The organism is Zobellia sp. 1_MG-2023, from assembly GCF_030549125.1.
Classification (GTDB): Bacteria; Bacteroidota; Bacteroidia; order Flavobacteriales; family Flavobacteriaceae; genus Zobellia; species Zobellia russellii.
Genome location: NZ_JAUOSY010000001.1, coordinates 81,769 through 106,008, shown reverse-complemented (window position 1 = coordinate 106,008; position 24,240 = coordinate 81,769). Strand labels below are relative to the sequence as shown.

19 protein-coding genes are annotated in these 24,240 nt (G+C 40.5%); all 19 read left to right on the top strand.

The window, feature by feature from the left end:
• The first annotated feature begins 5 nt into the window (after positions 1-5).
• The 19 genes from Q4597_RS00415 to Q4597_RS00325 all read left to right on the top strand — a co-directional run bounded on the left by Q4597_RS00415 (position 6) and on the right by Q4597_RS00325 (position 24,071).
• Entirely contained in the window at positions 6-539 is a 534-nt protein-coding gene (locus Q4597_RS00415; RefSeq protein ID WP_303404345.1) for a YceI family protein, read from the top strand.
• A 42-nt stretch (positions 540-581) separates the two neighbouring features.
• Positions 582-1,769: a M20 family metallopeptidase gene (locus Q4597_RS00410; protein ID WP_303404344.1), complete on the top strand. Its 1,188-nt coding sequence runs from the start codon at positions 582-584 to the stop codon at positions 1,767-1,769.
• A 186-nt stretch (positions 1,770-1,955) separates the two neighbouring features.
• On the top strand, positions 1,956-4,289 hold the full coding sequence (locus Q4597_RS00405) for a PSD1 and planctomycete cytochrome C domain-containing protein (protein ID WP_303404343.1): 2,334 nt from the start codon (positions 1,956-1,958) through the stop codon (positions 4,287-4,289).
• A gap of 3 nt (positions 4,290-4,292) precedes the next feature.
• Positions 4,293-5,753, top strand: coding sequence for a DUF1501 domain-containing protein (locus tag Q4597_RS00400; protein ID WP_215437978.1), 1,461 nt, complete (start codon positions 4,293-4,295; stop codon positions 5,751-5,753).
• Between the two features lie 3 nt (positions 5,754-5,756).
• On the top strand, positions 5,757-7,190 hold the full coding sequence (locus Q4597_RS00395; RefSeq protein WP_303404342.1) for a c-type cytochrome domain-containing protein: 1,434 nt from the start codon (positions 5,757-5,759) through the stop codon (positions 7,188-7,190).
• A 99-nt stretch (positions 7,191-7,289) separates the two neighbouring features.
• Positions 7,290-7,904: a hypothetical protein gene (locus Q4597_RS00390; RefSeq protein WP_303404341.1), complete on the top strand. Its 615-nt coding sequence runs from the start codon at positions 7,290-7,292 to the stop codon at positions 7,902-7,904.
• A 15-nt stretch (positions 7,905-7,919) separates the two neighbouring features.
• Complete coding sequence (locus tag Q4597_RS00385; protein WP_303404340.1) at positions 7,920-8,417, top strand: (2Fe-2S)-binding protein; 498 nt, start codon at positions 7,920-7,922, stop codon at positions 8,415-8,417.
• Positions 8,417-10,579, top strand: coding sequence for a molybdopterin cofactor-binding domain-containing protein (locus Q4597_RS00380; RefSeq protein WP_303404339.1), 2,163 nt, complete (start codon positions 8,417-8,419; stop codon positions 10,577-10,579). Before Q4597_RS00385 ends, Q4597_RS00380 begins: the two co-directional genes overlap by 1 nt.
• An 800-nt stretch (positions 10,580-11,379) precedes the next feature.
• Positions 11,380-11,856, top strand: coding sequence for a UpxY family transcription antiterminator (locus Q4597_RS00375; protein ID WP_303404338.1), 477 nt, complete (start codon positions 11,380-11,382; stop codon positions 11,854-11,856).
• Positions 11,857-12,108: 252 nt separating this feature from the next.
• Positions 12,109-12,837, top strand: coding sequence for a WecB/TagA/CpsF family glycosyltransferase (locus tag Q4597_RS00370; protein WP_303404337.1), 729 nt, complete (start codon positions 12,109-12,111; stop codon positions 12,835-12,837).
• A 98-nt stretch (positions 12,838-12,935) separates the two neighbouring features.
• The gene (locus Q4597_RS00365) at positions 12,936-14,462 is read left to right on the top strand and encodes a hypothetical protein (protein WP_215913870.1); all 1,527 of its coding nucleotides are present in this window, start codon (positions 12,936-12,938) and stop codon (positions 14,460-14,462) included.
• A complete protein-coding gene (locus Q4597_RS00360; protein ID WP_215913871.1) occupies positions 14,455-15,219 on the top strand; it encodes a hypothetical protein in 765 nt (254 codons plus the stop codon). The genes Q4597_RS00365 and Q4597_RS00360 overlap by 8 nt, the downstream gene beginning before the upstream one ends.
• Positions 15,213-16,313, top strand: a complete 1,101-nt coding sequence (locus tag Q4597_RS00355; RefSeq protein WP_303404336.1) for a polysaccharide pyruvyl transferase family protein — start codon at positions 15,213-15,215, stop codon at positions 16,311-16,313. Before Q4597_RS00360 ends, Q4597_RS00355 begins: the two co-directional genes overlap by 7 nt.
• A 1-nt stretch (position 16,314) precedes the next feature.
• Positions 16,315-17,268 (top strand): glycosyltransferase family 2 protein, encoded by a 954-nt coding sequence (locus Q4597_RS00350; RefSeq protein ID WP_303404335.1) that lies wholly within the window; start codon positions 16,315-16,317, stop codon positions 17,266-17,268.
• An 87-nt stretch (positions 17,269-17,355) separates the two neighbouring features.
• Complete coding sequence (locus tag Q4597_RS00345; RefSeq protein ID WP_303404334.1) at positions 17,356-18,492, top strand: EpsG family protein; 1,137 nt, start codon at positions 17,356-17,358, stop codon at positions 18,490-18,492.
• 11 nt (positions 18,493-18,503) lie between these two features.
• Positions 18,504-19,490, top strand: a complete 987-nt coding sequence (locus Q4597_RS00340; protein ID WP_303404333.1) for a hypothetical protein — start codon at positions 18,504-18,506, stop codon at positions 19,488-19,490.
• A 45-nt stretch (positions 19,491-19,535) separates the two neighbouring features.
• Entirely contained in the window at positions 19,536-20,366 is an 831-nt protein-coding gene (locus tag Q4597_RS00335) for a glycosyltransferase family 2 protein (RefSeq protein ID WP_303404332.1), read from the top strand.
• Positions 20,363-21,574, top strand: coding sequence for a glycosyltransferase family 4 protein (locus tag Q4597_RS00330; RefSeq protein WP_303404331.1), 1,212 nt, complete (start codon positions 20,363-20,365; stop codon positions 21,572-21,574). Before Q4597_RS00335 ends, Q4597_RS00330 begins: the two co-directional genes overlap by 4 nt.
• A 115-nt stretch (positions 21,575-21,689) precedes the next feature.
• Complete coding sequence (locus tag Q4597_RS00325) at positions 21,690-24,071, top strand: GumC family protein (protein ID WP_303404330.1); 2,382 nt, start codon at positions 21,690-21,692, stop codon at positions 24,069-24,071.
• Positions 24,072-24,240 lie beyond the last annotated feature (169 nt).

The window sequence follows — 24,240 nt, the reverse complement described above, 5'->3', positions numbered from 1 at the left end:
ATACCATGAAAAATACATTTCTATTAGTACTTCTAGTGGCTTTTACCTTTGTAAGTCGGGCTCAGGATGAATATACGCTTTCGGATACCAGTACATTGACCATAAGCGGGACTTCTACCGTTCATGAATGGGAAGTGGCCGCAAATTCGGTGTCCGCAACCCTTACTTATGACGGTACTGCACCCAAAGAAATTGATTTAGAGGTTGCCGTAGACGATATTAAAAGTGAAAGAGGTGCGGCAATGGACAAAAAAATGCATGAGGCCTTAAAGAAAGAGGCGCATCCCAAGGTTATTTTTAAACTTAAGGAGGTAAAGGGTACATCTACTTTAGTGGGGTCTTTAAACATTGCCGGAGCGGAGAAAACGGTAGAGATTCCAGTAACTATGGAAACGGCATCGGAAGGACTTAAAATTAAAGGTCAAAAGAAGTTGGTGCTGCAAGATTACGGTATGGAACCCCCAACGGCCATGTTTGGCCAGATAGTAGTAGGGGATGAGGTTACCGTTAATTTTGATTTGCTTTTTTCAAAGAAGTAAGCATTTCGGTTCAATTGGGTAATCTGCTTTAAAATCTTTTTTATGGGGAATCGTGCAAAAATTAAGAGTCTTGCGGCAAAATTCGCTCCGGAGTTTGTGGAGGTCCGTAGGCATTTGCACCAATATCCGGAACTCTCTTTTCAAGAATACAATACCTGTTCCTTTTTAAAGGAACAACTGCTGGCATTGGGTATTATGGACATTGAATCGGTTGCAGGAACTGGTTTGTTGGCTACCATTAACGGTCGTGAAAAAGGAAAAACGGTGCTGCTTAGAGCGGATATTGATGCCCTACCGATTCATGAGCAAAATACTATAGCTTACGCTTCCACCACAGATGGTGTTATGCATGCCTGCGGTCATGATGCCCATAGTGCTTCCCTTTTACTTTGTGCTAAAATTTTAATGGAACTGAAAGGTGATTTTCAGGGAAGTGTAAAATTACTTTTTCAACCTGCGGAAGAGCTTAGTCCGGGAGGGGCCATAAGCGTGATCAAGGAAAAAGCATATACTGTTTTAGGCAGTATTCCCCATATAGGGCAGCACGTACGGCCAGATATTCCTGTGGGGAAAGTAGGTTTTCGCTCCGGAAAGTTCATGGCCAGTATGGACGAACTCTTTTTAACCGTAAAAGGAAAGGGAGGTCATGCCGCAATGCCTGAAAAAATTATTGACCCGGTTCTGATCGCCTCTCACATTATAGTTGCCGCCCAGCAATTGGTCAGTCGTGTGGCGGACCCTAAAATTCCGTCCGTACTTTCATTCGGTAAGGTAATCGCTAATGGTGCGATCAACGTTATTCCCAATGAAGTTTCCATTGAGGGTACTTTTAGGACTATGGATGAAGATTGGCGGAAAACAGCTTTGGAAAAGCTGGAGAAATTGGTCACTACAATGGCTGAAGCCATGGGGGGCAGTTGCGAACTGAAAATCAATCATGGGTACCCGCATTTAAAAAATGATTCCACCTTGACCGAAAACCTAAGAATCCAGGCAAAGGACTATTTAGGCGAAGAAAATGTTGAGGAATTGGACCAATGGATGGCAGCGGAAGATTTCGCATACTACACTCAGCACAACCCCGCATGTTTTTATATGCTAGGGGTGGGAAATACGCAAGAGAACATTACATCCGGTCTGCATACACCTACTTTTAATATTGATGAATCTGCTTTGGAACTAGGGGGCGGGTTAATGGCATGGCTGGCCCTAAGAACACTTTCAGTGTAATCTGTATTTTGGTTTCATATTCATAGTCAAATCTTGTTGTATTTGTTGATATGGCTTAAATAGGGGCGATGTATTCAAAAAATGATAATAAATGACGAAAAAGTACAACTGATAGAATTGTAGCTATACCTATTAACTACTAGTTTTATGGAATAACATTAAGTGTGTAATGTACCATTCCAAAAAATGAAGTATAAGATAATAGTTGCGGTAGTTTTGGCCAGTTTGATCGGTTTTCTTTTTTTGTACAAGAAGGGAGTATTCGATTCTGCTAACGATGAATATGCCGATATGAAATTACCGGAAACGGTAGATTATAATTTTCATATCAAACCTATCCTTTCCGATAATTGCTATACCTGTCACGGTCCGGATGCCAATAAAAGAAAGGCAGGTTTGCGTTTGGATTTGGAAGAAGGGGCATTTTCCGAACTTCCCGAAAATCCGGGTAATTATGCTTTGGTCTCCAAAAACCTAAGAAAAAGTGTCGCCTATCAGGCAATTATTTCTGAAGATAAAGATGTTATCATGCCACCGGCAGATTCAAAATTGGACTTGAATTCCTATGAAAAAAAGCTCATAAAAAAATGGATTCAACAAGGGGCTAAATTCGAAAAACATTGGGCCTATATTTCACCTAAAAAGATGACTGCCCCGCAAACGGAAAATACACAGTGGGCGCAAAATGAAATTGATGGTTTTATTTTGGAGAAATTGGAGGAAAAGGGATTGAGCCCTTCGGAAAAGGCGGCCAAAGAAACTCTAATACGCAGGATAAGTTTGGATTTAACCGGCCTCCCGCCTCAATTGGAACAGTTGGAAGAACTTACCACCAATGGCGATGTTGAGCAAATAATAGATACATTTTTGAGTTCTCCGGCCTATGGCGAACGTATGACGCAGTCTTGGTTGGATGTGGCCCGTTATGCGGATTCCCACGGGTATCAAGATGATAGTTACCGCACCATGTGGCCCTGGCGCGATTGGGTGATTCATGCGTTCAATAAAAACTTGCCGTATGACCAATTTCTAACCTGGCAGTTAGCGGGAGACCTGTTGCCCAATGCTACAAAAGAACAAATTCTTGCTACGGGCTTTAACCGTAACCATCCCATTACACAGGAAGGAGGCATTGTTCAGGAGGAATATAGGACTAACTATGTTCTGGATCGTACCAACACCCTTGGCAAAGGAGTTTTGGGAATTACGCTAGAATGCGCACAATGTCATGACCATAAATATGATGCCATTTCGCAGGCCAATTATTTTGAGATGTTCGCCTTTTTCAATCAAGTCAATGAAAAGGGACTTCAAATGACCGCGCCACCTGCGGCAAAGCAAAGGTATTTTGCAGATGCTCCCTATCTGACCATTTCTAAAGAGGAAACGGAAGACGTATTGTCTTTTGTCCATATGGATAGTCTGCCAACTATTAATGTAATGGTCATGAACGATTCGGCGCCTAGAACTACCTATATTTTAGATAGAGGTCAGTATGATCAACCTACAGATTCGGTATTGCCAAAAACACCCGAGGCCATTTTTGCCTTTTCGGAAGACTTGCCCAAGAACCGTTTAGGGCTGGCGCAGTGGTTGGTAGACAAGAACAATCCGCTCACGGCAAGAGTATATGTAAACCGTATTTGGGCCATGTTGTTCGGTAAGGGGTTGGTAGAGACTTCCGAGGATTTTGGAGTTCAGGGCAGCCTGCCTACGCACCCTCAATTACTGGACTGGTTGGCGGTAGATTTTATGGAGCACAACTGGGATATCAAATACCTCCTGAAGAAAATAATGCTTTCGGCCACATATCAGCAAAAATCGGAAATGCGCCCGGAGCTAAAAAAGGCGGACCCGGAAAATAAACTGTTGGCCCGTGCACCGCGCTTTAGAATGAGTGGTGAAATGATCAGGGATTATATTCTTGCCACAAGTGGTCTCCTTAATCCCGAGTTGGGAGGCCCCAGTGTAAAGCCCTATCAACCTGAAGGTCTATGGGAAGAAACCAATGCCGGGGGTAACCGTGGTATCCTTACGAAATATGTTCCCGATCAAGGAGCGGATTTGTATAGACGTTCGTTGTACACGTTTTGGAAACGTACGTTACCACCACCCAATATGACCATTTTTGATGCGCCTACGAGAGATTTTTCGGAAGTACGTAGGCAAAAAACAAATACGCCCCTACAGGCATTGGTGCTCCAGAATGATGTACAGGTGTTGGAAGCAGCAAGGGTGTTGGCACAAAGAAGTATAGAAGCCGATCCGGACAATCCCAATTTAGTAGCTACTCTTTTCAAACGCATTTTGGTGCGTAACCCGCGAAAAGAAGAACTATTGGCATTGAACAATTATTATTATGATGCTTTGGAGCAATATAAAGATGATTTGGAAAGCGCTGAAAAATTAGTTGCCGTTGGCGATTTTGAGCAGTTGCAGGTCAGTCCCGTGAAAACAGCGGCGTTGATGCTTACGGCACAGGTTATTTACAATTTAGACGAAACCATTACAAAAGAATAGGCCATGAAAGAAGACAAAAACAAAAAGGAGGATCCGTTAAAAGTAAACAGACGGCATTTTTTTTCACAATTGAGTGTGGGTATTGGTTCGTTGGCACTAGGGTCATTATTAATTCCCGATCTGTTGAAAGGAGGTGGGGCACCACCTGTAACCCAACCATTGGGTATTCCGCATTTTGCTCCAAAGGCCAAGAGGGTCATTTACCTTTTTCAAGCGGGTGCACCCTCTCAATTTGAAAGTTTTGATTATAAACCTACGTTACGAAAACGTATGGGCGAGGATTTACCGGATTCCATTCGAAACGGACAACGGTTAACAGGAATGACCTCGGGGCAGGATAAATTTCCGTTGATGCCCGCGGCTACCAATTTTAAGCAATACGGACAAAGTGGAACATGGATCAGTGATTACTTCCCGCATATTGCTAAAATTGCCGATGATATTACCGTAGTGCGCAGTATGCATACTGAGGCCATTAACCACGACCCGGCCATTACCTTCTTTCAAACGGGAAGTCAGATTTCTGGGCGCCCCAGTATGGGTTCATGGATGAGTTACGGGTTGGGCAGTGAGAACAAGAACCTACCTTCTTTTGTAGTGCTTACTTCACGTGGAAAAGGAAATAGTCAAGGGTTGTACTCCAAACTATGGTCCAGTGGTTTTTTGGATTCCAAGCATCAAGGTGTGCTATTGCGGTCCGGAAAGGACCCTGTACTGTATCTGAACGACCCGGACGGACTTTCAAGATCGGACAAACGGCATTTATTGAACGAGGTTTCCCAGCTGAACAAAATGCACCATGTAGAAACGGGAGATGATGAAATAGAATCCCGTATTGCCCAATATGAAATGGCGTACCGCATGCAAATGTCGGTGCCGGACGTTATGGATATTTCAAAAGAACCGGAGTCTATTGTTAAACTGTACGGTGAAGACTGTCAGGTGCCCGGAACATACGCGGCAAATGCGTTGCAGGCGCGTAGGTTGGCGGAAAATGGTGTGCGCTTCATCCAACTGTATCATCAAGGTTGGGACCAACACGGCAATCTGCCCAATGCCATGGCAGGTCAGGCCAAGGATGTAGATCAAGCATCGGCGGCACTCGTTCAGGATTTAAAACAACGTGGTATGCTAGAGGATACCTTGGTAGTTTGGGGCGGTGAATTTGGTAGGACGAACTATTGTCAGGGTAATTTTAATCCGGAAAACTTTGGTAGGGATCACCACCCAAGGGCATTTAGTATCTGGATGGCCGGTGGAGGAATTAAACCCGGCCTCAATTATGGTAAGACCGATGAGTTTGGATACAATGTTATTGAAAACCCGGTACATGTAAACGATTTCCACGCCACTTTAATGCATGCCATGGGAATAGATCATGAGCAATTGACCTATAAATATCAAGGACGCCGATTTAGACTGACCGATGTAGCCGGAAATGTAATCAATGACCTTTTAGCATAACCAATGACCAATTTTTTAAAAAGCCGTTGGGTAGAGTATAGTGTTTTAGGCCTATCCGTATTTCTTATTTTTTGTTTGGTTTTCGATTCCAGTATCGTGTTGCCTAATTTGGTAGCGTGGTTGGGGCGTTGGCATCCCTTGGTGCTTCACTTTCCGATTGTACTTTTGCTAATTGCCGTTTTTCTGGGTTTGACCGGGAAAAAGGTACCGCATGAACTTTTGGTAATTGGGGTATTATCAGCTTTGGTAACCGCTATATTAGGTTTTTTCTTGGGCAAGGAAACCCCGGTAAAGGGAGATTTGCTTTTGTGGCACCAATGGATGGGTGGGGCCGTGGCCCTTATTGCAGCCCTCTGGTACGCTTTGGCCAATAAAGGTCTGGGCAGTAAAATCTATGTAAAAGGCCTTCAGGTGGTTGTGGTGGTTCTGGTGGCACTTACCGGTCATTATGGGGGAATGGTTACGCATGGCGAAGAATTTCTGGCCTTGCCAACTTCAAAAAAAGAAAAGCAACTTCCGGAGAACCCAATAATCTATGCGGATGTGGTAGCCACAATTTTAGACGATAAATGTGTGTCCTGCCATAACTCCAATAAGAAAAAGGGGGAGTTGCTCTTGACCAATTTTTCTGAATTGTTGAAAGGCGGTGAAAGCGGGAATACCCTAGTTCCGGGAGACCCGCTTAAAAGTGAATTGATCAGTAGATTGCATTTGCCCGTGGAAAATGAGGAACACATGCCACCAGAAGGAAAAACGCCCTTGACAACAAGTGAAATTGAAATTTTGGAACGTTGGGTAGCGTTGGGGGCTTCGGATACCTTGCGTTTGGATCAGTTTCCTAAAAGTGAACCTTTGGCCGTCCTCGTTAAGGGGTTGATGGAACCGGACCCCATGTCCAAATGGGCGGAACTGCCTTTTGTGGCCGATAGTACGTTACAGAACCTTGCCTCCGATTATCTTACCATAGAACGCGTGGCGAGCAATTCCAATGCACTTAGCATAGATATGTATTTGCCGCCGGAGTATGATGTAAAACCTATCTTGGCGTTGCAACGCATTGCGAACAATATTGTGGAATTAGACCTAAGCGGACTTCCGCTAGGTGCCCAAGAAATAGAGGTGGTAGCCAAATGCCAGAATTTGGAATGGCTGGAAATCGATAAAACGCCCGTTTCCGATACCGAGATGGAAAAACTATCGAACTTAAAAAAACTCAAACTTTTAAAAGTGTACGAAACCGACATTACGGATAAGAGCTTGGCTGTATTTAAGAATATGACGGACCTAAAAAAACTGTATGTCTATAAAACCGGAATCTCTAAAAATGCGATTCAGGAGTTACAGGATACAAACAAGGGTCTGCAAGTAAACTATGGCATTGCCCCGGAAATTGAAGCTTTTTTCGTGGCAACGGACTCTATAACGGCAACAAAATAGTCTTTTTGGTAGATATGCTAACGCAATAGCACAGGACTTCAGGATTTCTACAATTAATGAGTAACTTTATAGCTATAGGCAATTAGGCCTACTTCAGCTATGAATTTAAAAAAATACGTATTCCTTTTCTTTTTATTGATGGTGGGCTTGGTGTTGGCTTCAGTGTATACACCTGCGGAAACCAATTATGAGTCTGTACCGGTTAGCAAAGATGAAAACAAACCGGCCTCGGATATAGCTTTTCATAAGATGATGGATGTGTTAACACACCCACGGTGTTTGAATTGTCACCCAAGCGATAATATTCCCAAACAGGGAGAGGATAGTCACCCCCATTATTTTGATATGGCCAGGGGAGAAAATGATAAAGGTTTTAAGGCTACCAAATGTGCTACCTGTCATCAATCTGAAAACAATCCGTATTCCGGCGCTCCGGGAGCACCGCATTGGTCTTTGGCACCACACTCCATGCGGTGGCAAGGTTTAAATCGGTTTGAAATCGCAAAATCCATGATGGATACAGAGCGTAACGGTGGCCGTTCCCCGGAGGAAATCAGAAAACATTTAACGGAAGATGATTTGGTACTTTGGGCCTGGGAGCCGGGCACGAATGTAAAAGGAGAGCCGCGTGAACTTCCACCGGTATCAAAAGAAGAATTTATCAGTGCGGTAGAAGAGTGGTTTTCAAACGGCCACACCATTCCATCCCAATAAAAAAATAGACTGACCATGAAAATTTCAATGATTGTCAATGGCGAATCGCGTAGCGTTGAGCTTGCCGATGAGCTTACGCCCCTACTTTGGGTAATTCGCGATATGCTGGGTTTAAAAGGTACTAAGTTTGGTTGCGGAAAGGCAGCTTGTGGAGCCTGTACCCTACATGTAGACGGAGAAGCAGTACGTTCCTGTTCCTATCCCGTAAAATTGGCGGAGGGAAAACAAATTACTACCATAGAAGGTTTGGGAGATGCGGAAAATCCACATCCCGTACAAACGGCCTGGATAGAAGAAGTGGTGCCCCAGTGTGGGTATTGCCAACCTGGGTTTATGATGGCTACGGCGGCTTTGCTGAACAAAATCCCCAATCCAACGGACGAGGAAATTGATGATAACATTATCAACGTGTGTAGGTGTGGAACCTACTATAGAATGCGAAAAGCCATTCATAGGGCGGCGGAGAAACAACAAGAGATCATCCCAATGAACCAACCCACAAACGCGAAGTAATGGCAGATAACGATTCTTCAAAAAAGAAAATATCCAGACGAAAATTCTTGGTCCGTGGGGGCTTTGGAACCTTGGGGGTGCTAGCCGTAGGGACCTATATACTGCGGAATCCCATTAGAAGGGCCGTTTTGGAAAAGGTAAATGAAATGGACCTGGACTATATGGGCAGTACGGACAACCCTATGCTCTGGTTTGAACTGGGTAAGAATAATATCATCACCCTACACTCGCCTAAAGTAGAAATGGGCCAAGGTACCTTTACCGGTATGGCGCAAATGGCAGCGGATGAATTGGAAATACCCATGGAAAATATCAAGGTGGTGCATGCCTCTACGGCCACGGGTAATATAGATAGCGTGAGCACAGGAGGGAGTACCTCTATTTCCGGCCTGTGGCAACCGCTGCGGGAATTGGCAGCTACCTTTCGCGAGATGATCAAGTTAGAAGCAGCAAAGCAATTAGGCGTTCCGGTCTCTGAACTTTCCGTAAATGAGGGTGTTGTTTCAGGAAACGGAAAAAGCCTGTCCTTTACGGAAATATCGGAAGGTGTAACGGATTGGACGGTTCCGGATGCACCCGTTTTAAAAGATATAAGTTCGTATAAGTTCGTGGGGAAACCCGTGGCTAGAGTAGATTTGGCGGATAAAGTATATGGGGCGCCCATGTTCGGGATAGATGCCATAATGCCCAATATGGTATACGGAGCCGTGGTGCGACCTTCAAAAATTGGAGCCAAGTTTGTAAGTGCTACAACGGATAAAGCCGAAAAAATGCCCGGCGTTATAAAAATTGTAAGTGAGGACGATTTTGTAGGTGTCGTAGCCGAAACCTATATCCAAGCGGAAAATGCCAAGAAGGCCATTGAGGTGGTTTGGGAAGCCCCGGAAGATTTACAACAAGAGGCTATAGTGGCCATGATGACCGTAGGTAACGGAAAATCTTCTATAATTCAGAAAGAAGGGGAAGCCCTTGAAGGCGATGCGGTAGAGCAGATGGAATTTAGGAGTCCCATTGGTGCGCACGCCCAGATAGAACCCAATGGGGTAGTGGCTCTGGTGGAAGGGGAGAAAGCTACCATTATGATCTCTACCCAGGTAATTGGTATTACCCGTAAGGAAGTGTCTAGCCGTTTGGGTTGGGATGAGGAGCAAGTAAATGTAATCCCCACTTATTTGGGAGGTGGTTTTGGCAGACGGTTGCATACGCCGCATGCGGTACAGGCGGCAGTCATGTCCAAAGCGGTAGGCAAACCCATAAAATATATTTTTAGTCGGGAAGAAGAATTTCAGCATGATATGTTCCGCCCGCCCACCCATCATATTTTAAAGGGCCGTTTAAATGATGCTGGTAAGCTTACCGGCTTGGAACATCATTTTGTGAGTGGCGATGTAGGCAATAATTCGGCATTGATACCTAATATGGTTCCCACCGTTATTGGTGCGGATATTGGGGCGATCAGAGGTGGGTTCTTGCAGTATTCGGGCGTGCCCAATCATCGTTCGGTATATTGGCATGTAACTTTACCTTTTGCCACAAGTTGGTGGCGCAGTTTGGGGTTGTTAGCGAATACTTTTGCCATTGAAAGCTTTATGGACGAAATGGCAATTAAAGCGAAAACGAATGCTGTAGAATTCCGCTTGGCGCATATTCAGGACGATGCTGCCGGAAAACGTTTAAAGGAAGTCATACGTACCGCAGGCGAAAAATCAGGATATACCGAAGAAGTTAAAAACAATAGGGCCATGGGTATTGCAGCATCGGTAGATGCGGGTACGCCCTGTGCGCATGTAGTTGAGGTTTCGATAACGGATGACCGTATTAAAGTGCACAAAGTAACGGTAGTATTGGATCCCGGTCTGGCCGTAAATCCGGATCAGATAAAAGCGCAGTGCGAAGGCTGTGTGATTATGGGGATGAGTGCCGTACTTTTTGAACAGATGAAAGTAGTAGATGGTTCGTTGACCCCAACCATCTATGGCCCGTATGAAATGGCGCTAATGAAACACGCTCCAAAAGAAATAGATGTAGTGCTGCTTCAAGGTACGGACAAACCTGGTGCGGTGGGTGAACCTCCAATGGGTCCCATAGGTGCGGCAATCGCCAATGCCGTACGCAGGCTCACGGGAAAACGTTTGCAATCTATACCGCTGCGGTTAACATAAACAATAGGCATATAAAAAAGCTTCCAAGAAATTGGAAGCCTTCTTTCTTCTAAAGAGTCAGTGAGGTGGACTTGGCGGGCTCAAATTCAGGGTAGTATTTTGGTAAACAGATGGGGCTTACGTAAAGTGGCTTCTGGCTATTCCTTTGCGTAAATCATGGTTTTAGTGATTAGATTCCAGTTTTTATGAGTTTACAATCAATTAGTTAGGGTTGGAGGAGGTGGGGAGCCTTTAAAAGCGTGGTGGGTATGGGCTGTCATGGGATTGTAGGAATTTAGGCTAAGTAAAAGAGTCTGTTTTCAACAGGCCAAAATGTTAACGAAATGTTAATTAAAAATAAGGCAATAATACTTCGATACAGGTAAAAAAACGAAGTTATGTGTCTGGTTTTTTGGTGATTTCTTAATAAACAGGATTCAATTTTAACATAATTGTAACGTAAAAAATCCGGTTCTGGTTTTAGTGGGTAGCATACCCTTTTAAGGACTTTTTTTGTGTTAGATTTGCTGCTGAATTTAACCGATTTACGGTTTTATTTTTTTGAAATAAGTGGTGCTATGTGTAGGGATATTTTAACCCGTTTTGCGCCTGTTTTTTGTAATAGTTGACCAAGTAAGTGGTGTATTTTATCGATTAACGTAACTGTTTTTTCGATGAAAAAACCACAGCTTAAAACGCATTGAACGGCAAACGGTTAGATACCTTTTTTTAATATTGAAAAGTGGTTTTTCCCACATATTTTGTGTACTTATGCAGCCCCCTAACAATGTTTTTGCCAAGTATTGAAAAAAAGTATTGATATGGAACAATGGTATGTATTGAAAGTTAGGCAAGGTTACGAAAAGAAGGTAACCGAGGGTCTTACAAAAATGGATATACAGGTCTACTGCCCCATTGTAAAGGAGGTCCGCTTTTGGAGCGATCGCAAGAAAACAGTAGAGACTCCCTTAATTAAATCGTACGTGTTTATTAAAAGTACCGAGAAAAATCGGTCTATGGCCTTTTCGGTACATGGGGTGGAGCGCTATTTGTTTTGGTTGGGCAAACCGGCCATTGTGCGTAATGAAGAAATAGAGGTGCTTAAGGATTGGGTAAGCAATGACGCTGTAGAAGAGTTAATGTATTCCCAGTTGCAACCGGGCGATCGTACCACAATTCGCAGAGGTCTTTTAAAAGATCAGGAAGCAGTTGTGCGCCACATTGGTAAAACTAGGGTTTCCTTGGTGTTGGAAGATATGGGTATTGTGGTCAATGCCAAATTAAAAGAGGTAGTGTAAAGTAAATATAGGCCGGTAGTAAAGTGAGATTTGCGGTAAAGCAATCCATTTGATCAGCGGTCATAGAAGTAAAAAAGTAAAGCGCTGTTTGTGTGTCCTATGGGACAGGCAACGGCGGAGCCGTTTTTAATGCTAAGGTTTGTAGGCCATAAAGAAGTTTGCAAATCTTTACAAGCCCCCCGGTACAGTTAGGTACGGCAGATGTAAAGAAGCAGAAGTAACCTTGTTGAACTTTCAATTAATCCAAAGCGTATGGGGATAGGAAATTTAGAAGTATTAGGGTATCCTGTTTTTAATGGAAAGCTAGAAACGGTAGACTGGTCTGCCCCCAAGTTAAGGGTAAACACCATTAATCAATATTCGTATTGTATAGCCCAAGAAGATGCGGCCTTTAAAGAGGCTTTGAAAGATTCGGATATTTTACTGCCAGATGGTGTAGGTATTGTATGGGCCGCTAAATGGTTAAAAAAGCAACGGATCCAGAAAATTGCGGGAGCGGATATTCATGAGTTCCTGTTACAGCATTTACAGCAAACTAGAGGGCGCTGTTTTTATATGGGTTCCTCAGAGGTGGTTTTGGAAAAAATTAAAAAGCGCGCTGCAGAAGAATATCCTATGGTAACGGTGGGTACCTATTCACCGCCTTATAAACCGGAGTTTACGGAAGCGGACAATACCGCAATTCTAAATGCCATAAACCAATTTAATCCAGATGTGGTATTTGTAGGCATGACCGCCCCAAAACAGGAAAAATGGGTAAACCAGAACAGCGCTCGTATAGAAAGAGGCGTGGTTTGTTCCATTGGGGCCGTCTTTGATTTTTATGCCGGTACGGTACAACGGCCGGGCAAAGTTTGGCAAAACTTAGGTTTGGAGTGGTTGGGCCGTTTTGTAAAGGAACCCAAACGAATGTGGAAACGCTATTTCTATTATGGTGGGGTCTTTGCCTATCATTTGGTAGCGCGTACCGATAAAAAATAAGGACACCTTGTTTAGGTCTGGAGGTGTCTACAGAATTAATATAAAATAGTTCCCATCTTATTTAGGGATAAAAAAGATACACGGAACAACCATACTATATGTCTACAGCCCATAGGGTTATAAAAAATACCGGATTTTTATATGCCAAGATGGCGATAACCATGTTTATCTCCCTCTATACCACCCGTTTGGTGTTAAACGCTTTAGGAGCTTCGGATTTTGGTATTTTTAACTTAGTAGGAGGTGCCATTGCCATGCTGGGCTTTTTACATGCGGCCATGTCTAGCGCTACCCAACGGTTTATGTCCTTTTACGAGGGTAAGGGCGATAAAGAAAAGCAGAAATACATTTTTAATGTTAGTTCCGTACTGCATTTTGGGATTGCCATAGGCTTGGTGTTCATACTTTTGGTGGCGGGCTACTTCTTTTTTAATGGCATTTTAAACATTCCTCCTGATCGGGTGTTCGCTGCTAAGGTCATTTATGGTTCCTTAATTTTAAGTACGGCCTTTACGGTAATGAGTGTGCCTTATGAAGCGGTCTTAAATGCACATGAAAACATGTTGTATTACTCCATTGTGGGCATCCTGGAATCGTTGCTGAAATTAACCGTAGCGCTCATTATTGTATACTATGTAGGAGATAAGTTGGTGCTGTACGGTATTCTTATGGCGGTAATCCCTTTTATTAGCCGTACCATTATGCAAGTGTACTGCCATAGAAAATATGTAGAATGCGTTATAGCGCCTAGAAAGTACTTTGAAAAGAGTTTGATGAAAGAAATGACTTCTTTTGCGGGTTGGAGTTTTTTGGGAACAACCGTATCAATGCTTGCCTATTATGGACAAGGTCTAGTTTTAAACATGTTTTTTGGTACAGTAGTAAATGCTGCACAAGGTGTCGCAATGCAAATAAATGGACAGGTGAGTGTTTTTTCAAATAATATGATGAAAGCATTAAACCCTGTAATTGTTAAAAGTGAGGGTGCGAATGACCGCGATGCAATGCATAAAACGTTGTTTGTGGGGAGTAAAATCTCTTTTTTTTTATTAGCCATAATTGCAATTCCAATAATTATAGAAACCCCTCTGATTCTTAAACTTTGGTTAAAAAGTGTTCCGGAATACACGGTTATCTTTTGTCGCTTGATTTTAGTAATATCCTTGATTGATCAGTTGTTCATAACGTTGCCGACTGCTATTTCTGCAACAGGAAATATAACCAAATATCAAATTTCAGTATCACTATTGCTATTAATGCCATTGGTGGCTTCAATTATACTTTTCAAATATGATTTTCCGCCTTACTTTATTTATCTAACTTTTATTGTGCAAAGATTAGTTAGAACATTTGGCGTTGTTTTATATTATTCTAAGCACCTGATAGGTCTTTCTCGTAAGGAATACATAGAAAAGGTAGTCTTTAAAAGTTTAGCCGTTATACCTTCTTTAGTTTCAGGATTGATACTAGTCTTGTTATTACAGGAGGGAGTAACAAGACTATTGGTCACGGGAACGACTACAATTACACTTTTAGTTATTTGTATTTGGTTTTTTGGACTTACAGAAATAGAAAAAGCTAAAATACATAGTATAGTCAACTTACTTAGGAAAAAAAATGAATAGAGTATTAAATTCAATAGGTTATAGGATAAAACCCTTCCTCGAGAAAAAAAATGATTCAAGAATTAGAGAGAATTTTAGTTGTAGTAAAAAAACGACTGCGAGTACGCCTACTAAAATTCTATATGATGTTCAAGATACTGGTGGATTTTTCAACTATAAAGACGAGACTTGGAATTACATAAAGAACATTGGCTTCTTCATGTGGAATGATTTGTTTTCTCCAGATTTTATGAAAAGAAAAAATCCAAAATATTTTATTGATAATAAGTGCGCAAATGATAAAGTTCAATATTATAAAAATGAAATAAAATGTTTTAGCGAGAATAGAAAAAACGATTGGATATATCTAAAATTTAACCGGAGTTTGAAAAAGCCCTATGTTTTATCCTTTCAGGCGAAATTGGAAACAGAAAATTCTGAATTTCAAATCGCTTTCAATTATAAAGATATTGGAAAAAGATATCGATTTAACTTGAAAGATAATAACTTATTAAGTTTTGAAGTTGTTTCCAATGGGTGTTTTGTAAATGATATATGTTCAGCTAAAATTAGTTTGGAATTGGGCCGTTACTATGATTTTCAAATTCACGTTAACCATGGAAGTTTTCAATATTTTGTCGATGGTACTGAAATCTTGAGTGTACAAGAGAAAAATTCTTTGTTAAACGGGGATGGTTTAGTATTTATTTTGTGGGATAGTTTGGGTAAGCCAATTGATGTTTGTTATAAAGAAATTAAATTATACGAGTTATGTTGAAAATAGGAATAATGACCACTCAAGATGCATTAAATAATGGAGCAATGCTTCAAGCCTATGCATTACAGACGTATTTACAAAGTTTAGGGCACAACGTTGAATTCATAGATTATAGAACTGAAGGAAAGTTGACGATACGTTCCTTTATTGCTAAAAGTCCTTTGGTCATGTGGAATAAGTGGATGGATATTTATAATGAAGCAAAATTCCGTAGAAGAGCGGATTTTGGAGATTTGTTGAATAGGGGAGAGAGCACTTTTTACACCTTGAAAGAAATTCAAAACAATCCACCAAAATGTGATGTATATATAGCTGGGAGTGACCAAATTTGGAATGTTTCATCTCGAAATACAATTAACAGAGCTTTTTACTTGGATTTTGGAGGTAAAGAGATAAAGAAGATTTCATACGCTGCCAGTATGGGGCAGTGTGATGTTCCTGAATTTTTGAATGAAGAAATTCACGATTTGGTTGAAAGGTTTAACTCAGTTAGTTTGAGGGAGACCAAAGCGGTAAATTTTATACAATCTTTGTTCAGCGAGCATAAAAAAATATATCATGTTCCTGACCCTACTTTTTTGCTGTCAAAAGATGAATATTTAAAATTTATCATATCTGATGACGAACAATGGAAAAAGAAATACATTGCTTCATATATTTTGGTGCCAAGTAGATTTGATGAAAAATTGCGCCAAGCAGTAAAGTTCGTGACAACACATATAGGTGTGGACTTGGTAAATTTAAGGAATCCTGGTACTTGCGTGCGATTAGAAAATGCTAAAAACACAATAGTTGCTCCAAGAGAATGGTTAAGATATGTATACTACAGTCAATTTATGATATGTTGTTCCTTTCATGCGGTTGTGTTCTCGTTAATATTGCACAAACCATTTATCGTTATAACTCCGTATGAAAATCAAAGAATTGCATCGTTATTAAATCCGCTAGGTTTGAGTGGGCGGATAGTTATGGGGAAAGATGAGCAAAAATTAAAAGAAATCATAGATAAAGAGATAGATTGGCACGAGGTTGATGCACTGATGGAAAGAGAAAAATCAAAAGGACAGGAGTTTTTAAGACTTAGCTTGAATTAATATGATTTCTGTAGTCATTCCATTATATAATAAAGCGCATACCATTGTCAATACTTTAGAAACGGTTATTGGTCAAAGTTTTGTAGATTTTGAAGTTGTGATCGTTAATGATGGCTCTACGGATAATGGAGTTGATGTTATAAGGCAGTTTACCAACGACCCGCGCATAAGAATTATAACTCAAGAAAACCAAGGGGTTAGTGCGGCAAGAAATAATGGGGTTCAAGAAAGTAAGTTTGAGTATATAGCTTTCTTGGATGGTGATGATGAATGGAAACCTGATTATCTGGAAAAAGTAAACTACGCTATTACTGAAAATCCAGAGGCGGGAATGATTTGTGCGGGAGGTGTGGTAAGAAACAATGATGAAATTGAACCAAGACTTGCTAAAAAATATACGGATACTATAGCCGTTAGAGATTTTTTTGAAAACCCTCATGTCTTTTTACATACCAGTGCCGCAGTGGCAAGAAAAACAGAGTTTTTGGAGTCAGGTGGTTTTCCTGTAGGAATGAAAAGAAATGAAGATTATGCTTGTTTTTTTGCTTTGGCTCTAATAACACCCATGGTATATATAGGGTTTCCGTTAACCGTATATGTGGGTATGGTTCCCGGTCAGGCTACTCAAACTTCTACGAGCAAAGTTATTTCGCATATTGTAGATCGGTATAATCATGTTCACGATAAATGGAAAAACAGTACGTCCAAAAACAAAAGCTATCCGGTATTTTTACGGTATGAGTTAAGACATGAAATCTTGAACTTTATTAGAAAGGGAGAATATGATATGATTGATTATCTCCTTAAAAATTTGGATAAGGATATTCTTGGTAAATTCAGTCCGTTTGAGTTTCAGTGGTACGCCAATAAAAAACTCAAGCAAGTGAGTGTGTTGTTTATATACTTGACTAAGATACGTTGGCGTATGCACGGCTATCCATATTTGGGAGAGTAATTAAGAATTAATGGGTACTAGAAATACAATAGATTGTTAAGGTTTGTTATTCTTTTTGGGGTAATTATTTTTTCGGTATATCCTCTTATGGGGATACTCACCTTTATACTCGTTAAATTGGTCCATAACAAGAAAGATAGTTTAACGGATACCCTTTTATTTGCTCTAATAACACTCTATGCATGCTTGGTACAATCTACACGTATCTGGAAACCGGGGCAGCCGTCAGATTGGTATAACGAGGCCTATTGGGGGCTGTTTGAACAAGCAGGCACTATGCCGTTTTTTTCTTATGTGTTTGGGTTTAAGGAACCGGTATGGAATTTTATAAATTATATAGGGTTTTACCTAACCTCGGGTGACTATTTTAGTTTTATTAATGGTATTACGGTACTGACAATTGCAATTACTAGCTATGCCATATTCATATTCTGGCAAAAAACCAATAGTGATCCGGTTACGCTAGTTGCTTCATTGGCATTGCTTATTTTTTTCTCAGAATATATCAGTAACCTGAATAATATCACCAGACAATGTTTTGCTCTAAGTATAGTAATGTATGTTTTTGCTGTTAGGGTTACCCAACAAAAGAGCCTATGGTTTTTGTTCTTAAGTGCCTGTTTTATTCACACCTTTAGTTTTCTTTATTTAATATTTTTTCTGATAAAACCACTTCATAATAAACTGGAGGGCAGAAATTTAAAACGGTTCTTATATGCAATAGCAGGAGTGGCGGTAGGGTTTATGCTGCTGCCTTTAATAGGGAAATTAGTAAGTGGTATTGGGTTTTTGGCGTATGGGTTTAAGCGCTTGGAAAAAAATTCTACAGGTGCGCTAGATGATACCGTGTTCAATATGGGCCCCTTGTATATTACTGCAGCGGTATTGATAGCCATCTGTTCATACATGATATGGACAACTAAAAAAAAGGTATTTAATTTTTACACAAATGTGTTATTGGTGCTAATGGTGGCATGTGTTATGTTGGCCAGTACATCCGAGGGCTTGGTTTCCCGTCTGTACATTTCTAGAATGTACCTATTACCATTTGTATTACCCTACGTTATGTTAGATAAGAAAATACTCAATACCCTCTACGCTTGGGCCATTGTGCTCTTTTTTGGTGTACGTTTTTTAATGAGTTTTGACGGGTTAAGACGTGGTGGGTTTTTTCCGCCTCTTCAGAGCTTATTTGGATATTCAATTTTTGATTTTATTTTTTGATATTTCACATTATGAACAAGAAAGTAATTTTTGGACTTAAAGCTTTTAGGAAGTTATATAGTAAGGTATTTGGCGTGGATTCCATAGTTCAATTGGATTGCGAACAGGATGCTGATGTTGCTTCCCAAATAATATACGATGAGTTACAAAAAGAAACGCCATCCATGATTGCACGTTTTGGAGCTACAGAGATGAATGTCATGATAAATTATTTGGGCATAAATGGAGAGGATAAGAATTGGATAAAATATATACGTAACAAATCGCTACCGTGGTGGTGGGAAGAAAATCGGATGCAGCAAATGCAACGATGGAGCGGTTTTTTTCCACCGACAGAGGCTAAAATCCAACAGTTTTGTGAATTGATGCAGCAGGATATAAGGGAAGTAGATGTCTTGGGAAGTTGGATACCTGAGGAATCTTATTACAAGGATGAAATCAGGAATGCGCAAAAAGTGAAATTGGTACTGCTAGAGCCCTATACATCTCAAAAACCATGGAGTAGGGCGTTAAAAGGAAAAAAGGTGTTGGTGGTACATCCTTTTGCGGAATTGATAGAAGAACAATATAAAAAGCGAGAATCTTTATTTGATAATCCGAAGGTCTTGCCGGAGTTTGAGCTGCAGACCCTACCCGCGGTACAGAGTCTGGGAGGCGAAAGCAATGGGTTTACCGATTGGTTTGATGCCTTACAATGGATGAAAGATGAAATTGATAAACGAGATTATGACATCTGTTTAATTGGTGCAGGAGCCTATGGCTTTCCTTTGGCTGCTCATGTAAAACGGCAAGGAAAGAAAGCCATTCATATAGGTGGCGCTCTACAATTGCTATTTGGGATTAAAGGAAATCGCTGGGAGGCTACGGATTATGCCACGAAGTGGGGGTTGCCGGGCAACCTGTATTTAGACTTTTTTAAGAATGAAAATTGGATAAGGCCTACAGATAAGCAAAAACCTGCCAATGCGGATAAAGTGGAAGACGCATGTTATTGGTAAATAAGATGATGTACAATCTTATAAAACTTGTCAAATAAAAGTTAAATGAAAACGATAGCAGTCCTACTTACGGTATTTAACCGTAAAGCCAAAACCCTTGAAGCGTTACAGAACTTGTTCGCTCAGGAAATACCTGATGAATACGTCCTAGACGTATATCTAGTAGATGATGGCTGTACGGACGGTACCGCTCAGGCTGTAGCGGAATCATACCCTTTAGTACATATCATTACTAGTAAAGGAGACCTATTTTGGAATAGGGGAATGCTTTTGGCTTGGGAGAGCGCTGCGCAAGTAAAGTCATATGATTTTTATGTTTGGCTAAATGATGATACTATTTTAAATGCCCAGGCCTTAACCACTTTACTACAAACTTCCGAAAGCAAATCAAATAAGGCCATAATAGTGGGAACCACCTCTTCTTTAAAGGATACAAAAACCATTACCTACGGCGGAAGAGCCCAAAATGGACAATTGGTGGAGCCTCAAAATCAGGGGGGTTCCTGTGCCTATTTTAATGGTAATATTGTTTTGATCCCAAAATATGTATATGAAAAGGTAGGGGCCAATGACCCTGTTTTTCACCATGCTTTAGGCGATTTTGATTACGGGAAAAGGGCGAAAAAATTAGGAATAGAAAATATAGTAGCTCCAGGAATATTGGGGCAGTGCGATACCCATGAGAGTTTGGCAACCTGGTGCAACCCAGAAAAAACATTTAAAAAACGCTGGCAAGCTTTTCGTTCGCCTTTAGGAAATAACCCAGAAGAATTCTTTGTTTACGAAAGAAGGCATAATGGTTTAGTGATAGCATGTTTTCATTATTTCACGAATCATTTACGAGTGTTTCTACCTAAAATATGGAATTTAAAATGAAAATACTTGTATTAACTTCTCATTTTCCTGCTTCCGATTTACCAAAAGATCTAACGCCCGTTGTCTATTATTTTACGAAGGAATGGGCCAGAAAGGGGCATTCCGTAATGGTTGTCCATAATCAAACCGTTTTTCCTTCAGGTATATATTTGTTTCTTAAATCCTTTAATAAGTTGTTGGCTAGTATAGTAGGTTACAATTTTCCCACTTTTAAACCAAAGGAAGTTAATTATCAAGTAGACGGTGTTAAGGTATTTAGAAGGAACATCATGAAGTTAATGCCTAAAAAAAAGTTTATAGATAAATACTATAAATTACAGCAGAAGGAAATAGATCAAATTCTTGAAAAGAATGATTTTATGCCAGATATAGTGGTTGGGCATTGGTTGACTCCACAAGCAGCACTTTTGCATTATTTAAAGGAGAAGTATAAAGTGCCAACTTGTTTAGTGGTTCATGAAAATACACCAGTTTTAAAGCGTGATTATCCAGAAAAATGGCCGGAATATGTAAGTAATCTAGATTTAGTGGGGTACAGGTCTAGACCCATTAAAGAAGCTTTCGTTGCTGATCATAATATTTCAGGTGTCAAGGATTTCTTTTGTTATTCAGGTGTGCCTAGAGAATTTATTCCCTCAAAATGGGAAAAATCTTTTACAAAAAATAAGACCTATACGTTTGTTGGTACGCTTATTAAACGAAAGCATCCAGAGGCTATTTTAGATGCTCTCTCGGCACCGGAAAATATTAATTCTGAGTGGAAATTAAATTATTTAGGAGAAGGTCATTTAAAGAAATCATTACAGAAATTTTCTACAAAACTAGGAGTTAATGATAAGGTATTTTTAAGAGGTAGAGTTCCTAGGGAAGAGGTCAATAAAGTTTTGATGAACACAGATGTCTTTGTAATGATTAGTGAAACTGAGGCGTTCGGTCTAGTGTATTTAGAGGCTATGGCAAACGGATGTATAACAATTGCTTCTCGAAACGAAGGTATGGATGGGGTAATAAAGGATGGTGTCAACGGATTTTTGTGCAACGCAGGAGACGTAGAGGACTTGCAAGGTATTATCCGCAAAATAAATAGTCTTTCTGAACAAGAGATAAAAGAAATTTCGTATCAAGCATTTTTAACTGCAAGTAATTTAACTGATGAAAAGGTTGCTTTAAATTATGTGCAACATTTAGAAAAATGTGTTTCAAAATAAATATCATTTAATACGTGTATGCATTTTATAATCGATATTTGATTATTGTTTGGATTTATAGAATGTTGGCGATGTTTAATGAGTAGTTTGTTTTTTAGTTATAAAAGAAAGTTATATGAGTCATAATGACGATAAAGAAAGTTTTGTTTCAGAAAAAAAGCCTTTCGAGATTAGGGAAATCATAGAAGAGTATCTGCGTTTTTGGAAGTGGTTTGTATTGAGTGTCGTGTTGGCCTTGGTATTGGCTGTGGGGTATTTAAAACTTAAGCAGCCCGTATACAAAGCGGTAGCTTCGGTTATTTTGGAAGACGAAGAGACCAAATCTCCCGGTGGTGATGCAGGTGGTTTTGTAGACTTGGGCATGTTAGGAGGGCTGGGTACCAGCAGTATTGAAAATGAGTTGGGCCTTATCCGGTCAAAACGTTTAATGACCAATGCGGTAAAGGCGTTGGACCTGAATATTGGCTATTTTGAGCCCAAAGGTTTTGGGGCAAAAGAACTCTATACAGATGCCCCGTACAGATTGCGTTTGGTACGTTTGGATGAGGTGGCGTTGCAAAAAACCATACTGGCGGAACAAAACGTGTTGGAGATACAAAAGGTAGATGAAAATACGGTAACCATAGAACAAGCGGAGAGTGATTACAAGGCAAACCACAAATTGGGCGATATTATTGAAATGGGCTTTGCTGATTTTGTTGTAGAACCCAATGTGGTATTGGATACCTTGGCTACGGAGGATTTGGACCTGGATATGAATGTGGAGGTACGTTTCTATTCAGTAGATCAAGTAGCTACATCATTAAGGGAGCAATTAGGGGTAGCCTTAATGGATGACAACTCAACTTTAATTGAATTGAACATAGAAGGCAACGTTCGGCAAAAATCAGAGGATATCTTGGATCAATTGATTTTTGAATACAACCAAGAGGCCATTGAAGATAAAAATCTGATTGCGAGAAATACGGCATTCTTTATTGATGAACGCTTGAGTATTATCAATTCGGAATTGGATTCCGTAGAAACGGGAAAAGAGAAGTTTAAGACCGCTAATATGCTTACGAATATTGAAGCGGAATCTTCCATCATCATTCAAAACGTGAGTGATTATAATAACAAGCAACAAGAGGTGTTAACGGAACTGGAAATGACCAATGCCATGATTGAGCATGTAAGTTCCAGTAAGTTAAATTTGTTACCGGCCAATATGGGTTTGGCAGAGTCTGGAATGGTACAGTTGGTAGATGAGTACAATCAACTAGTATTGGAACGAAACCGTTTGTTAAAGGGAGCTACTGAAACCAACCCTTTGGTGGTAAATTTGGGGAATCAGTTACAAGAAATAAAGGAAAACATTAGTGAAAGTTTGCGAAGAAGACGCTCCAACCTTTTGATCACAAAAGATAACCTAAGCCGCCAGGCCGGTATTTTGGGTTCCCAAATTTCCGAAGTGCCTTCTCAAGAACGTGAGTTTAGAGGTATTGAGCGACAACAAAATATTAAAGAAGCACTGTATCTGTTCTTGTTGCAAAAACGGGAAGAAAACTCCCTGTCACTAGCGGCAAAGGCGCCCAAAGCAAAAATAGTGGATAAGGCGTATAGTTTAAACGCTCCTATTTCCCCAAACAAAAAGATGGTTTTAGGTATAGGCTTGTTGGGTGGGCTGTTCGTTCCCTTCCTTATTATTACCGCCAATAAGTTTTTAAACAACAAAATAAATACGAGGGAGGAACTAAAAGATGTTGCCAAAGGCACTACTGTAGTGGGCGAAATTCCTCATGTAATGGCCGCAGACTCTACAGTAGTTTCAGTAAACGAAAGGTCTGTACTATCCGAGTCTTTCAGTATTTTACGGGCCAATCTTAATTATGTAATGCCCGATAAGGGCACATCTGGAAAAGGTTCCTGTATTTATGTGACCTCTTCTGCACAGGGAGAGGGAAAAACCTTTACGGTCATTAACCTGTCCTTGATACTTGCGGAGTCCGGGAAAAGTGTGGTTATGGTAGGAGGTGATTTAAGGAACCCGCAACTACACAGACATGAAAATAAACCTATAAGTACGGAGGGATTAAGTACGTATTTGGCAAGTTCCAATACAGAACTGTCCAGTTATTTGGAAGATTCCAGCCTAAACAAAAACTTAAAGGTGTTGCCTTCCGGACCTGTACCGCCTAATCCTATACAGTTATTAGGAAAAGATAAGATGGGAGCCATGTTGGAAGAGTTAAAAAGTACCTATGATTATGTAATTGTAGATACTGCCCCTGCCATGATCCTTGCCGATACGTTCCTGATCAGTAAATATGCCGATCTAACACTCTATCTTATACGAGCCGGCCAAACCGAAAAGAAAGTTTTGGAATTTGCATTGGAAGCAAAAGCAGAAGGAAAATTAAAGAATATGAGCTTCCTGTTGAACGATGTTAAGATTGCAGATGCCACTTACGGTTCTAAGTATGGTTATATGTACGGTAACGAAAAAGCAAAAAAATAGACCAAGCCAGTATAGCACGATAAAATCGCATACAATACGTGTATGTCGTAACGAACGAAGCGCCCTTTTGGGCGCTTTTTTTATATGTAGGGGTAACTGTTGAAAAAGCAAATAAGGCGTCTAGAAAGTAATCAAATGAAGGTATACATGTAAATCTACGTTTACACGA